The organism is Leclercia sp. UBA5958, assembly GCF_002430365.1.
Classification (GTDB): domain Bacteria; phylum Pseudomonadota; class Gammaproteobacteria; order Enterobacterales; family Enterobacteriaceae; genus Enterobacter; species Enterobacter pneumoniae.
Map to the genome: position 1 here is coordinate 25,405 of NZ_DJCE01000012.1, position 13,484 is coordinate 38,888.

The 13,484-nt window shown below is 55.9% G+C and carries 12 protein-coding genes; 9 read left to right on the forward strand and 3 right to left on the reverse strand.

Going from position 1 to position 13,484, the window contains the following annotated elements; translation table 11 throughout:
- Positions 1-41 precede the first annotated feature (41 nt).
- The 4 genes from B2Q93_RS18445 to psiE all read left to right on the forward strand — a co-directional run bounded on the left by B2Q93_RS18445 (position 42) and on the right by psiE (position 4,100).
- Positions 42-680 (forward strand): YjbF family lipoprotein, encoded by a 639-nt coding sequence (locus tag B2Q93_RS18445; protein ID WP_046885546.1) that lies wholly within the window; start codon positions 42-44, stop codon positions 678-680.
- Positions 677-1,414 carry a capsule biosynthesis GfcC D2 domain-containing protein gene (locus tag B2Q93_RS18450; protein ID WP_286934027.1) on the forward strand — a complete coding sequence of 246 codons (738 nt, stop codon included), beginning with the start codon at positions 677-679 and terminating at the stop codon, positions 1,412-1,414. The genes B2Q93_RS18445 and B2Q93_RS18450 overlap by 4 nt, the downstream gene beginning before the upstream one ends.
- The gene (locus B2Q93_RS18455) at positions 1,414-3,510 is read left to right on the forward strand and encodes a YjbH domain-containing protein (protein ID WP_040077631.1); all 2,097 of its coding nucleotides are present in this window, start codon (positions 1,414-1,416) and stop codon (positions 3,508-3,510) included. Before B2Q93_RS18450 ends, B2Q93_RS18455 begins: the two co-directional genes overlap by 1 nt.
- A gap of 179 nt (positions 3,511-3,689) precedes the next feature.
- Positions 3,690-4,100, forward strand: a complete 411-nt coding sequence (gene psiE, locus B2Q93_RS18460; protein ID WP_040077630.1) for a phosphate-starvation-inducible protein PsiE — start codon at positions 3,690-3,692, stop codon at positions 4,098-4,100.
- Positions 4,101-4,186: 86 nt separating this feature from the next.
- On the opposite strand, the gene malG is transcribed toward psiE, so the two are convergent.
- The 3 genes from malG to malE form a co-directional block, all read right to left on the reverse strand.
- Positions 4,187-5,077, reverse strand: coding sequence for a maltose ABC transporter permease MalG (gene malG / locus B2Q93_RS18465; RefSeq protein ID WP_040078625.1), 891 nt, complete (start codon positions 5,075-5,077; stop codon positions 4,187-4,189).
- A 14-nt stretch (positions 5,078-5,091) separates the two neighbouring features.
- Positions 5,092-6,636, reverse strand: a complete 1,545-nt coding sequence (gene malF / locus B2Q93_RS18470; protein WP_286934028.1) for a maltose ABC transporter permease MalF — start codon at positions 6,634-6,636, stop codon at positions 5,092-5,094.
- A gap of 123 nt (positions 6,637-6,759) precedes the next feature.
- Positions 6,760-7,950, reverse strand: a complete 1,191-nt coding sequence (gene malE / locus B2Q93_RS18475; RefSeq protein ID WP_286934030.1) for a maltose/maltodextrin ABC transporter substrate-binding protein MalE — start codon at positions 7,948-7,950, stop codon at positions 6,760-6,762.
- Between the two features lie 369 nt (positions 7,951-8,319).
- On the opposite strand from malE, the gene malK reads away from it, so the two are divergent.
- From malK to ubiA, 5 genes are all read left to right on the forward strand, one after another.
- Complete coding sequence (gene malK / locus B2Q93_RS18480; protein ID WP_263617155.1) at positions 8,320-9,429, forward strand: maltose/maltodextrin ABC transporter ATP-binding protein MalK; 1,110 nt, start codon at positions 8,320-8,322, stop codon at positions 9,427-9,429.
- 92 nt (positions 9,430-9,521) lie between these two features.
- The gene (locus B2Q93_RS18485) at positions 9,522-10,859 is read left to right on the forward strand and encodes a maltoporin (RefSeq protein WP_154298841.1); all 1,338 of its coding nucleotides are present in this window, start codon (positions 9,522-9,524) and stop codon (positions 10,857-10,859) included.
- A gap of 113 nt (positions 10,860-10,972) precedes the next feature.
- Positions 10,973-11,923, forward strand: coding sequence for a maltose operon protein MalM (gene malM / locus B2Q93_RS18490; protein ID WP_212478550.1), 951 nt, complete (start codon positions 10,973-10,975; stop codon positions 11,921-11,923).
- 179 nt (positions 11,924-12,102) lie between these two features.
- Entirely contained in the window at positions 12,103-12,600 is a 498-nt protein-coding gene (gene ubiC, locus B2Q93_RS18495; protein ID WP_207292800.1) for a chorismate lyase, read from the forward strand.
- Positions 12,601-12,613: 13 nt separating this feature from the next.
- On the forward strand, positions 12,614-13,483 hold the full coding sequence (gene ubiA / locus B2Q93_RS18500; RefSeq protein ID WP_040077623.1) for a 4-hydroxybenzoate octaprenyltransferase: 870 nt from the start codon (positions 12,614-12,616) through the stop codon (positions 13,481-13,483).
- Position 13,484 lies beyond the last annotated feature (1 nt).

A 13,484-nucleotide genomic window follows, 5' to 3' on the forward strand; every position in this document is an offset into this window, starting at 1 on the left:
CACACTTCGGTGTGGTTATTTCGCCCCTTCGGAGAAGAGTCGTGAAGCGACCTGCAATCATCCTGATTTGCCTGCTTTTACAGGCCTGCTCAGCCACCACTAAAGGGCTGGGCAACTCACTGTGGGAGAGTCTGTTCGGAACGCCGGGTGTACACCTGACCGATGACGATATCCAGAACATGCCCTACGCCAGCCAATACATGCAGTTAAACGATGGCCCGCAACTGTTTGTGGTACTCGCTTTCGATGAAAACGGGCAGCAGAAATGGGTGACGCAGGATCAGGCCACCATTGTTACGCAGCATGGCCGCATAGTGAAAACACTGCTCGGCGGCGACAATCTGCTGGAGGTGAATAACCTCGCGGATGACCCGCTTATCAAGCCCAATCAAATTACCGACGGCGCAAGCTGGACGCGGACGATGGGCTGGACCGAACACAAACAGGTGCGCTATGCCACTGCGCGGTCGGTCTTTCGCTGGGATGGCAGCGACAGCGTAAAAGTCGGCAGCGACGAGACTCACGTTCGCGTGCTGGATGAAGCCGTCACGACCGATCAGGCCAGCTGGCATAACCGTTACTGGGTGGACGACGAAGGGCAGATACGCCAGTCGTTGCAGTACCTGGGCGCCGATTTCTTCCCGGTGAAAGCGACCCTGATTAAGGCAGCGAAACAATGAACATCAAACTCTGCGTTGCGCTGTTAATGTGCCTGAGTGCGCCGCTGGCGTGGTCGGCGGGCACGGTTAAGGTCTATATCGCCGACAGCAAAGAACCCAAAACCTTATCCAATGCGGAACACCTCCTCGATCTGGTTGGACAGCCTCGTCTGGCAAACAGCTGGTGGCCGGGAGCCGTAATCAGTGAGCGTCAGGCCACGGTGCGTGCAGAGCAGCAGCACAAGGCGTTGCTGGCAAGGCTGACCGGGCTTGCTGGCCAGGCCTCTGGCGACGATACGGCGGCAATCAACGCCGTACGCCAGCAGCTGGAGCAGATTGCCGTGACCGGACGTCAGCAGATAAATCTTGATCCCGATGAAGTGCGCATAGCGGAAAACGGCAATCCGACGCTGCTGGGGGAGTACAGCCTCTGGATCCCCGCCAAACCTGGCACCGTGACGGTGATGGGGCTGGTCAGCAGCCCGGGCAAAAAGCCGTTTACGCCGGGGCGTGATGTGGCGAGCTATCTCGACGAGCAGAGCCTGTTAGCGGGTGCTGAGAAGAGCTATGCGTGGGTCGTTTATCCGGATGGCCGTACGCAGAACGTCCCGGTGGCCTACTGGAACAAGCGTCATGTGGAGCCCATGCCGGGCAGCGTGATTTTTGTCGGCTTTGCCGATCACTTCTGGACGAAGGCGTATGACGGTCTCAATACCGACATCCTTCACTCCCTGACGCATCGGATACCGGATTGATGAAAAAAACTTATCTCTACAGCGCCCTGGCGCTGTGTGTGAGCGCCGCCTGCCACGCAGAAACGTATCCGGCCCCGATCGGGCCGTCACAGTCGGACTTTGGTGGTGTGGGGCTGCTGCAAACGCCTACCGCCCGCATGGCGCGGGAAGGGGAGATCAGCCTTAACTATCGCGATAACGATCAGTATCGTTACTACTCCGCTTCGGTACAGCTTTTCCCGTGGCTGGAAACCACTCTGCGCTACACCGACGTTCGCACCAAAAAATACAGCAGCGTAGAGTCTTTCTCTGGCAATCAGACTTACAAAGATAAAGCCTTCGACGTAAAACTGCGCCTGTGGGAAGAGAGCTACTGGATGCCGCAGGTCTCCGTCGGGGCGCGCGATATCGGCGGTACAGGTCTGTTCGATGCCGAGTACCTGGTGGCCAGTAAAGCCTGGGGCCCGTTTGATTTCAGCCTCGGCCTGGGCTGGGGATATCTCGGCACCAGCGGTAACGTCAGTAACCCGTTCTGTTCATACAGCGACAAATATTGCTACCGCGACAACAGCTATAAAAAGGCCGGTTCGGTCAATGGCGATCAGATGTTCCACGGCCCCGCTTCACTGTTTGGCGGCGTAGAGTATCAGACGCCCTGGCAGCCGCTACGCCTGAAGCTGGAGTATGAAGGGAATAACTACAGCGAAGATTTTGCCGGCAAGCTCGAACAGAAGAGCAAGTTTAACGTTGGCGCCATTTATCGCGTAACCGACTGGGCCGACGTGAACCTCAGCTACGAGCGGGGCAATACCCTGATGTTTGGCGTGACCCTGCGCACCAACTTCAATGATATGCGACCGTCATACAACGATAACGCCCGGCCGAAATACCAGCCGGAGCCGCAGGATGCCATCCTCCAGCATACGGTTGTTGCCAACCAGCTCACGCTGTTGAAATACAACGCCGGCCTCGCGGATGCGAAGATCCAGGTGAAGGGCGATACCCTGTACGTGACCGGCGAGCAGGTGAAATACCGCGATTCAGGAGAAGGGATCGAACGCGCCAACCGGATCATCATGAACGATCTTCCCGACGGGATCCGCACGATCCGCGTAACTGAAAACAGACTTAACCTGCCTCAGGTGACCACTGAAACGGATGTGGCAAGCCTGCAGCGCCATCTGGCGGGAGAGCCACTGGGACATGAGACCGAACTGGTTCAAAAACGGGTGGAGCCGATAGTGCCAGAGAGCACCGAGCAGGGCTGGTATATTGATAAACCGCGCTTCGATTTCCATATCGATCCGGTGCTAAACCAGTCCGTCGGTGGGCCAGAAAACTTCTATATGTACCAGTTGGGGGTGATGGCTACGGCGGATCTGTGGGTAACGGATCACCTCCTGACCACCGGGAGTCTGTTTGGCAACCTGGCGAATAACTACGACAAGTTCAACTACACCAACCCGCCAAGCGATTCGAAGCTGCCGCGCGTGCGTACACATGTACGTGACTATGTGCAAAACAACGCGTACGTGAACAACCTGCAGGCCAACTATTTCCAGTACTTTGGCAACGGCTTCTACGGCCAGGTGTACGGAGGCTATCTGGAGACCATGTATGGCGGCGCGGGGGCCGAAGTGCTTTACCGTCCTGTCGACAGCAACTGGGCGTTCGGTCTGGATGCCAACTACGTGAAACAGCGTGACTGGCGCAGCGCGCAGGACATGATGAAGTTTACCGATTACAGCGTGAAAACGGGCCATCTCACCGCCTACTGGACGCCGTCGTTTGCTCAGGATGTGCTGGTGAAAGCGAGCGTTGGACAGTATCTGGCGGGGGATAAAGGCGGCACGCTGGATATCTCGAAACACTTCGACAGCGGCGTGGTTGTCGGTGGCTATGCGACCCTCACCAACGTGTCGCCGGATGAGTACGGGGAAGGGGACTTCACCAAAGGGGTGTATGTCTCTATTCCACTGGATCTCTTCTCATCGGGCCCGACCCGCAGCCGCGCGGCCATTGGCTGGACGCCGCTGACCCGCGACGGGGGGCAACAGCTTGGACGTAAGTTCCAGCTGTATGATATGACCAGCGATAAGAGTATTAACTTCCGCTGAGGCTCCTCGCCCTAACCCTCTCCTCAGTGGCGAGGGTTCGGTTTTCTCCCTCTCCCTGAGGGAGAGGGTCGGAGTGAGGGTAACAAACTCCGAATCGAGTAAAACATAAACAAAAAATATAGATCCCCGTCACATTTTTGCGTTATACAGGAACCTCACCCTGGAGAATGAGGTGCTGTATGACATCCCTGACCCGCCCGCGCGTTGAGTTCATCTCAACCATCCTCCAGACCGTGCTGAACCTCGGTCTGCTAAGCCTTGGTCTAATTCTGGTCGTCTTTCTCGGCAAAGAGACGCTGCATCTGGCCGATGTCCTGTTTGCCCCTGAACAAACCAGCAAATACGAGTTGGTCGAAGGGCTGGTGGTCTACTTTCTCTACTTTGAATTTATCGCCCTGATCGTGAAGTACTTCCAGTCTGGCTTTCACTTTCCGCTGCGTTACTTTGTCTACATTGGCATTACGGCGATTGTGCGGTTGATTATCGTTGATCATACCTCGCCTCTCGACGTGCTGATCTACTCGGCCGCCATTCTGCTGCTGGTGATCACCCTCTGGCTGTGCAATTCCAAACGCCTGAAGCGGGAATAAAAAAAAGGCGCTCCGAAGAGCGCCAACAACAGTCACAGTGAATTTAAGGCAATTTGAGGGATAACAGTGGCATAGAACAATGAAACTTAACCTTTCACTCCGCCTGCGGTCAGGCCGTTAACCAGCCAGCGTTGAGCCAGCAGGAATACAACGGTGATCGGAATGGCAGAGAGCACAGCGGCGGCGGCAAAGTCGCCCCACAGGTAGTTTTGTGGGTTCAGGTATTGCTGCATCCCAACCGCCAGCGTGTAGCTGTTTACATCACGCAGTAGCAGAGACGCGACCGGCACTTCGGTGATGGCCGCAATGAACGACAGAATAAACACTACCGCCAGAATCGGCACCGACAGCGGCAGCAGCACCAGACGAAATGCCTGCCACGGGGTTGCGCCATCGAGCGACGCCGCCTCTTCCAGCGAGTTGTCGATGGTTTCGAAATAGCCCTTAATCGTCCAGACATGCAGCGCAATCCCGCCCAGATAGGCGAAGATCACGCCGCCGTGGGTATTGAGGCCGATAAAGGGCACATACTGACCCAGACGGTCAAACAAGGCATATAACGCTACCAGCGACAGTACCGCCGGGAACATCTGGAAAATAAGCATCCCTTTCAGCAGCGTGGCTTTCCCCGGGAAGCGCATACGGGCAAAGGCATAGGCGCAGGTGGTGGAAAGGGTCACGATGCCAATGGCCGTAATGGTAGCCACCTTCACCGAGTTCCACAGCCATAACAGCACCGGGAACGGCGGCGGCGTCACGCGGCCATCTGCATGTTCAACGCTGAAGCCCAGCGCCAGCTTCCAGTGCTCCCAGGAGATCTGTTCCGGGATGAGACTGCCGGTGGCGAAGTTCCCCGAACGCAGCGAAATAGCGATAACCATCAGCAGCGGGAACATGATCGCCGCGATAAAAATCAGCAGCCCCAGGTGGGTAATCAGTAAACGTAACTTTTGCGATTTGGGTTGGACCATAGCCATATTCATTACCCTCCTTAGTCAAACTTCATGCGGGTTGCTTTCAGGTTCACGATAGCCAGCGCGCCCACCAGCAAGAAGATCAGCGTGGCAATTGCCGCCGCCAGACCAAAGTCCTGGCCACCGCCGCCCTCAAAGGCGATACGGTAGGTGTAACTCACCAGCAGGTCGGTATAGCCTGCCGGGGTGGTGGTGCCCAGGCGATCCGGGCCGCCGTTGGTTAACAGCTGGATCAGCACGAAGTTGTTAAAGTTAAAGGCGAAGCTGGCGATCATCAGCGGCGTGAGCGGCTTAATCAGCAGCGGCAGCGTAATTTTGAAGAAGTTCTGGAACGGGGTTGCACCGTCCATCGCCGAGGCTTCGTACAGATCGTCCGGAATCGCCTTCAGCAGCCCCATGCACAGAATCATCATGTACGGATAGCCAAGCCAGGTGTTGACGATAACAATCATGGTACGGGCGGTGGTTGGGTCGCTGAACCAGGCCGGTTTGATGCCAAATAGCGCGCTCAGCATCATGTTGATCTCACCAAAGCTCTGGTTAAACAGCCCTTTGAATATCAGAATCGAAATAAACGAGGGCACGGCGTAGGGCAGAATGAGCAGCACCCGGTAAATCGCTTTACCTTTGAGCGACTCCCACTGCACCAGACAGGCCAGCACCATGCCGACGGCCACGGTCAGGATCACCGTCAGTACCGAGAAGACTACCGTCCAGATGAAGATCGCGAAGAACGGTTTCTGAATACCTTCATCAGTAAAGACGCGGGTAAAATTGTCCCAGCCGATGGTCACGGTATAGCCCGGGCTGAGCTTCTCATCACCCCAGGTGCCGTCGGCGTTTACCGCCTGATAAAAACCGACATCGTTATTCGGACGGTACTTCACGCCGCTCTGGTTGTTGGTCAGGGTACCGTCATCGGCCAGGGTATACAGCGGCTGGGTGCCGGAGAACTGGCGCAGCGAACTCATGGTCACTTTGCTCTCATCCGGCAGCATGGCGGTGAGCTGGGTCAGCGCCTGACGATTTTGGGTAATGACACGCAGATTCGCGCGTTCGCCTTCCGGCAGGGCCGCGGCCTCTTTCAGAGTCAGCTTTTGTTCACCGCCAAATTTGAAGGCATCAGAAACATAGACCTTTTGGCTTTCCTGGTCAGTAAGCGCTAACTTCCATTGGTCACCGTCAGGATACAAGCCAAAATTAAAGCTTTTACCCGCTTGGTATGAGCGATCCATCAGCACCTGTTGGGCGCGCTCTTGCGCAAGCTGGTTGGTGCTACTGTAGTTAGTAAACGCGATCGCGATAGTACAGATTAACGGGAACAGGACAAACAGACCCATCCCGGCCACGCCCGGATAAACATAACGCCACGCGTAGGCTTTTCGATTAGCGAAGATATAGAGGCCAACCGCGCTCAAAATCAGCGTCATGCCGGCAAACAGGTACTCCCCCTGGGCGTACATCAAAACAACAAGGTAACCCACCAGCAGGGCAAGCAGACCAATCACTGACCATTTCAGCGTGTCGCTTTGCCACCAGTGTTTCTTTTTAATGACATCCATGGGGTTCTTCCTCAACAGCGTTTTATCTTTTCTTCCTCTCCTGCGAGAGAGGGCCGGGGCGAGGGGTACAGATAGCGACAACCCTTGCCCTAACCCTCTCCCGGGGGAGAGGGAATTACGGCATTACTTGGTAATACGTCCCTGAGCATCTTTCAGCGCCGCATCGACAGTCTGACGACCGCTTGCTGCGTTGATGACCGCGGTACGGGTGGCATACCAGAACGCTGCCATTTGCGGGATGTTCGGCATGATTTCGCCTTTCTTGGCGTTATCCATAGTGGCCGCAATACGTGGATCTTTTGCCAGCGTATCCTGGAAGGATTTCAGCGCCACGGCACCCAGCGGTTTGTCTTTGTTCACCATGTCCAGACCGTCGTCGGTCAACAGGTAGTTCTCCAGGAACTCTTTCGCCAGTTCTTTGTTCGGGCTGGCGGCGTTGATACCGGCACTCAGCACGCCAACGAAGGTTTTAGACGGCTTGCCTTTGAAGGTTGGCAGCACCGCTACGCCGTAGTTGATTTTGCTCTTGTCGATGTTGGACCACGCCCACGGACCGTTGATGGTCATCGCGGTTTCGCCCTTATTGAAGGCGGCTTCGGCGATGGAGTAATCGGTATCCGCGTTCATGTGTTTGTTCTTGATCAGGTCAACCAGGAAGGTCAGACCCGCTTTCGCGCCTGCGTTGTCCACACCAACGTCTTTGACGTCGTATTTGCCGTTTTCAAACTTGAACGCATAACCGCCATCGGCAGCAATCAGCGGCCAGGTGAAGTACGGCTCTTGCAGGTTGAACATCAGCGCGCTCTTACCTTTGGCCTTCAGCTCTTTATCCAGCGCCGGGAGCTCTTCCCAGGTTTTTGGCGGGTTAGGTACGAGGTCTTTGTTGTAAATCAGGGAGAGCGACTCAACCGCCACCGGGTAGGCGATCAGCTTGCCGTTGTAACGCACGGCATCCCAGGTGAACGGGACCAGCTTGTCCTGGAAGGCTTTATCCGGCGAGACTTCCGCCAGCAGGCCAGACTGTGCGTAACCACCGAAACGGTCATGCGCCCAGAAGATGATGTCCGGGCCGTCGCCGGTCGCTGCAACCTGCGGGAATTTCTCTTCCAGCTTATCCGGGTGTTCGACGGTGACTTTGATACCGGTGTCTTTCTCGAATTTTTTGCCCACTTCGGCCAGGCCGTTATAGCCTTTATCGCCGTTAATCCAGATAACCAACTTACCTTCTTCGATCTTGGCCAGAGCCGGGGCGGAAATCATCATTGCTGCCAGGGCGGACAATGCGAAAACGCGTGCGCCAGTCTTGATATTCATATCTGCCATCCTTTTTATGATGTGCTGTGGATACAATGAGGTAGTTCAACGTGGCTCAGTCTCCTTATTTGACATCCTCTTTCCATCCTCCTTGACCCTACGCCCCACCCCCTCAATGTGTGATCTGCGTTGCATAAATTTGAGTTATGCGTACTGGCGCACATAAACAGGCAGTGAATTTTGCCATCTGCATCACGATTTTCGCCTCCGCCCCCGCTCGCCGGGGGCAGAGCCTGCTCTCTCATCCTCCCGCCTCCTCCCCCATAAAAAAGCCAGGGGGTGGAGGATTCGCGACGCGACGCGTTACCGCATAGTCAGCCCATCTTGAATGTTTCTGTCGATGACGGGTTGTAACAAAGGGAGTAGGGGATGGCGAGCGTACAGCTGCGTAATGTAACGAAAGCCTGGGGCGACGTGGTGGTGTCGAAAGACATCAACCTGGATATCCAGGAAGGTGAATTCGTGGTGTTTGTTGGCCCGTCAGGTTGTGGTAAATCCACGCTGCTGCGCATGATTGCCGGTCTTGAAACCATCACCAGCGGTGATTTGTTCATTGGCGACACCCGTATGAACGATGTGCCGCCCGCTGAGCGCGGCGTGGGCATGGTGTTCCAGTCTTATGCCCTCTATCCCCATCTCTCGGTTGCCGAGAACATGTCTTTCGGCCTCAAGCTGGCCGGCGCGAAGAAAGAAGTTATCAACCAGCGTGTGACTCAGGTTGCCGAAGTGCTGCAGCTGGCGCATCTGCTGGAACGTAAACCGAAGGCGCTCTCGGGCGGCCAGCGTCAGCGCGTCGCGATTGGCCGTACGCTGGTGGCTGAACCACGCGTCTTCTTACTGGATGAACCCCTGTCGAACCTTGATGCCGCGCTGCGCGTGCAGATGCGTATCGAGATTTCCCGTCTGCACAAACGTCTGGGTCGCACCATGATTTACGTCACCCACGATCAGGTCGAGGCAATGACGCTGGCCGACAAAATTGTGGTGCTGGATGCCGGCCGCGTGGCGCAGGTGGGTAAACCGCTGGAACTCTATCACTATCCGGCAGATCGCTTTGTTGCGGGCTTTATTGGCTCGCCGAAGATGAACTTCCTGCCGGTGAAAGTGACGGCGACCGCCATCGAACAAGTTCAGGTTGAGCTGCCGAACCGCCAGCAGGTGTGGTTACCCGTCGAGAGCACCAACGTGACCGTTGGCGCCAACATGTCTTTGGGCATTCGCCCGGAGCACTTACTGCCTAGCCACATCGCCGATGTGACGCTGGAAGGTGAGGTGCAGGTAGTAGAACAGTTAGGCCACGAAACTCAGATTCATATCCAGATCCCCGCCATCCGTCAGAACCTGGTTTACCGCCAGAATGACGTGGTGTTGGTAAAAGAGGGTGCCACATTCGCTATTGGCTTGCCGCCAGAGCGCTGCCATCTGTTCCGTGAGGATGGCACCGCATGTCGTCGGCTGCATAAAGAGCCCGGCGTTTAAGCATTCCAAAACATACACAAGCTCACGAGGCCGCCACCCGTGGCCTGACGAGTGAAGTGTAAAAAAGAAAAGCAATGATCTCAGGAGATAGAATAATGATTACTCTGCGCAAAGTCCCTCTGGCGGTCGCCATTGCGGCAGGCATCCTGTCTGCCCAGGCCGGCGCTGTCGACTTTAAAGGTTATGCTCGTTCTGGCATTGGCTGGACCGGGAGTGGCGGCGAACAACAGTGTTTCCAGGCAACGGGTGCGGGTTCTAAATATCGTCTTGGTAACGAATGTGAAACCTATGCCGAAATTAAACTGGGCCAGGAAGTGTGGAAAGAGGGTGATAAGAGCTTCTACTTCGACACCAACGTAGCCTACTCCGTTGCACAGCAGAACGACTGGGAAGCCACCGACCCGGCCTTCCGTGAAGCCAACGTGCAGGGTAAAAACCTGATTGAATGGCTGCCAGGCTCCACTATCTGGGCCGGTAAGCGCTTCTATCAGCGTCATGACGTTCACATGATCGACTTCTACTACTGGGATATTTCAGGTCCGGGTGCGGGTCTGGAAAATATCGATGTCGGTTTCGGTAAACTCTCTCTGGCGGCAACACGTTCCTCTGAAGCGGGTGGCTCTTCTGCCTTCGCTAGCAACAACATCTACGACTACACCACCCGTACAGCAAACGATGTTTTCGACGTTCGCTTAGCCCAGATGGAAATCAACCCGGGCGGTACGCTGGAGCTGGGTGTGGATTATGGTCGTGCAAACGAGCGTGATGACTACTATCTGGTTGATGGCGCATCTAAAGATGGCTGGATGTTCACCGCTGAACATACCCAGAGCATGCTGAAAGGCTTTAACAAATTCGTTGTCCAGTACGCAACGGATTCAATGACTTCTCATGGTAAAGGACTGTCGCAGGGCGCAAGTATCGGAACTTCCGATGACATTAACTATGCCATGGATAATAACGGTCACCTGATACGACTCCTTGACCACGGTGCGGTCTCTCTGGGTGACAGCTGGGATCTGATGTATGTCGGTATGTACCAGGACATCAATCTGGACAGCAACAATGGGACTAAATGGTGGACTGTGGGCGTGCGTCCTATGTACAAATGGACCCCAATCATGAGTACCCTGCTTGAAGTTGGCTACGACAACGTTAAGTCTCAGGAAACAGGCGATACCAACAATCAGGTTAAAGTCACTCTCGCACAGCAATGGCAGGCGGGTGATAGCATCTGGTCTCGTCCGGCTATCCGTATCTTCGCCACTTACGCGAAGTGGGACGAAAAATGGGGTTATGCGCCAACAGGTAAAAACACTATCGCAGGCTATGCCCCTGGCATCGCTTATAGCGATACCTCGGCAAGAACCTTTAGCCGCGGTGACAACGACGAGTGGTCCTTCGGTGCCCAGATGGAAATCTGGTGGTAATAACGTCTTAATCTGACGTACAGACCAAACGAGGGGCGAAAGCCCCTCAATTCCTTCGGGACGGCGCGCTATTGCCTGGCTACCGCTGAACCTGTGCTTTTGAGGTGATTACAATGAAAATGAAAAAAAGTCTCGTTGCCCTTTGTCTATCCGCAGGGCTGCTGGCCAGCGTGCCTGCCGTTACCTTTGCTGACGTAAATTTCGTACCACAAAACACCACGGCGGCGCCGTCTGTACCGACCGCAGCATTGCAGCAGCTGGTCTGGACGCCTGTCGATCAGTCAAAACCAAAAACCGCCCAGCTTGCAACGGGCGGCCAGCCGCTGAACGTTCCCGGCATTTCTGGCCCGGTGCTGGCCTTTAGCGTGCCAGCGAATATCGGCGAAATCGCGCTGACCCTCACGAGCGAAGTGAACAAACAAACCAGCGTCTTTGCCCCGAACGTGTTGATCCTGGATCAAAACCTGACGCCAGCGGCGTTCTTCCCGTCTGACTACTTCCCGTACCAGGAGCCGGGCGTGATGAGCGCCGATCGTCTGGAAGGCGTGATGCGTCTGACCCCGGCGCTGGGACAGCAAAAACTCTACGTGCTGGTCTTCACCACCCCTCAGGATCTTCAGAAAACGACCACGCTGCTCGATCCGGCTAAAGCGTATGCCAAAGGGATCGGCAACGCGATTCCGGACATCCCCGATCCTATCGCCCGTCATACCACCGACGGCACCGTGAAGCTGAAAGTGTCGACCAATACCGCCTCCAGCGTACTGGTTGGCCCGCTGTTTGGCTCCTCCTCAAACGGCCCGGTGACCGTAGGGAATACCGCCGCCCCGGCCACGGCCTATGCCGCGCCAGCTCCAGCTCCGGTCGCCGCGCCAGCGCCTGCCCCGGCGAAGAAAGCCGAGCCGGTACTGAACGACACCGAAGCTTACTTCAATAACGCTATTAAGCAGGCGGTAAACAGCGGCGATGTCGACAAAGCGCTGAAACTGCTTGATGAAGCAGAGCGTCTGGGCTCCACATCGGCCCGTTCCACCTTTATCAGCAGTGTAAAAGGCAAGGGGTGACCGTCTCCCCACAATGCTGATTTTGTCAGTAGTTTGGTGCGCCCTGTCGGGCGCACTTTTTTTGCGGATGCCGCCTGTTGCATCCCTGTTGCGATAATGATCGCTAAGTTGCGTTTGCCCCCCCTCTGTTGCCATTTCTGCGATACAATAGCCTTACGTTATGTAACGGAGAGTCTGGCATGTCACATCCTGCGCTAACGCAACTGCGTGCGCTGCGTTACTTTGAAGAAATTCCCCCTCTGGATGCGGCGCAACTCGACTGGTTGTTGCTGGAAGATTCCATGACCAAACGTTTTGAGCAGCAGGGCAAACAGGTCACCGTCACCCTCATTCAGGAAGGGTTTGTCACTGCCGATGCCGTGCAGGACGAACTGCCGCTTTTGCCACAAGAGCCGCGCTACTGGTTGCGAGAAATTTTACTCTGTGCCGACGGGGAACCCTGGCTTGCCGGGCGCACCGTGGTGCCCGAGTCGACCCTCACCGGACCAGAGCTGGCCCTGCAGAAGATGGGCAAGACTCCGCTGGGGCGCTATCTGTTTACATCATCAGAGCTCACCCGGGACTTTATTGAAATTGGTCGCAATGCCGATCTGTGGGGGCGTCGCTCACGCCTGCGCTTAAGTGGTAAACCGTTAATGCTGACGGAGCTTTTTTTACCGGCATCGCCGTTGTACTAAGAGGAAGAGAGATATGGAGTGGAGTCTGACGCAGAACAAGCTGCTGGCTTATCACCGCCTGATGCGCACGGATAAGCCGATTGGGGCGCTGTTGCTGCTGTGGCCAACCCTGTGGGCGCTGTGGGTGGCCACGCCTGGCCTGCCGCCGCTGTGGATCCTGGCGGTGTTTGTAGCCGGCGTCTGGCTGATGCGTGCCGCAGGCTGTGTGGTGAATGATTACGCCGATCGGAAATTCGATGGCCACGTGAAGCGCACCGCTAACCGCCCGCTGCCCAGTGGCGCAGTGACCGAGAAAGAGGCTCGCACGCTGTTTGTGGTGCTGATACTTATCTCCTTCCTGCTGGTGTTAACCCTCAACACCATGACCATCTTGCTTTCGGTGGCAGCGCTGGCGCTGGCGTGGGTCTATCCCTTTATGAAGCGCTACACCCATCTGCCGCAGGTGGTGCTGGGGGCGGCATTTGGCTGGTCGATCCCAATGGCCTTTGCCGCCGTCAGCGAGACCGTGCCGCTGAGCTGCTGGTTGATGTTTCTTGCCAACATTCTCTGGGCCGTGGCTTACGACACCGAGTACGCAATGGTTGACCGCGATGACGATCTCAAAATCGGTATCAAGTCGACGGCGATTCTGTTTGGCCGCCAGGATAAGCTGATTATCGGCATCCTGCAGGTGGCGGTACTGGCCCTGATGGTGGCGATTGGCTATCTGAACGGGCTGAACGGGGTATTTTATGCTGCCGTGGTGGCCGCGGGTGGGCTGTTTGTGTATCAGCAAAAGCTGATTGCGAATCGCGATCGTGACGCCTGTTTTAAAGCCTTCCTGAACAATAACTACGTGGGGCTGGTACTGTTTTTAGGCCTGGCGGCGAGTTACTGGGCATAAT

What these genes read in the sequence shown, in the direction of transcription:
- B2Q93_RS18450 (WP_286934027.1), top strand. Translation starts at nt 677, where the DNA reads ATGAACATCAAACTCTGCGTTGCGCTGTTAATGTGCCTGAGTGCGCCG.
- B2Q93_RS18455 (WP_040077631.1), top strand. Translation starts at nt 1,414, where the DNA reads ATGAAAAAAACTTATCTCTACAGCGCCCTGGCGCTGTGTGTGAGCGCC.
- psiE (WP_040077630.1), top strand. Translation starts at nt 3,690, where the DNA reads ATGACATCCCTGACCCGCCCGCGCGTTGAGTTCATCTCAACCATCCTC.
- malG (WP_040078625.1), bottom strand. Translation starts at nt 5,077, where the DNA reads ATGGCTATGGTCCAACCCAAATCGCAAAAGTTACGTTTACTGATTACC.
- malF (WP_286934028.1), bottom strand. Translation starts at nt 6,636, where the DNA reads ATGGATGTCATTAAAAAGAAACACTGGTGGCAAAGCGACACGCTGAAA.
- malE (WP_286934030.1), bottom strand. Translation starts at nt 7,950, where the DNA reads ATGAATATCAAGACTGGCGCACGCGTTTTCGCATTGTCCGCCCTGGCA.
- malK (WP_263617155.1), top strand. Translation starts at nt 8,320, where the DNA reads ATGGCGAGCGTACAGCTGCGTAATGTAACGAAAGCCTGGGGCGACGTG.
- malM (WP_212478550.1), top strand. Translation starts at nt 10,973, where the DNA reads ATGAAAATGAAAAAAAGTCTCGTTGCCCTTTGTCTATCCGCAGGGCTG.
- ubiC (WP_207292800.1), top strand. Translation starts at nt 12,103, where the DNA reads ATGTCACATCCTGCGCTAACGCAACTGCGTGCGCTGCGTTACTTTGAA.
- ubiA (WP_040077623.1), top strand. Translation starts at nt 12,614, where the DNA reads ATGGAGTGGAGTCTGACGCAGAACAAGCTGCTGGCTTATCACCGCCTG.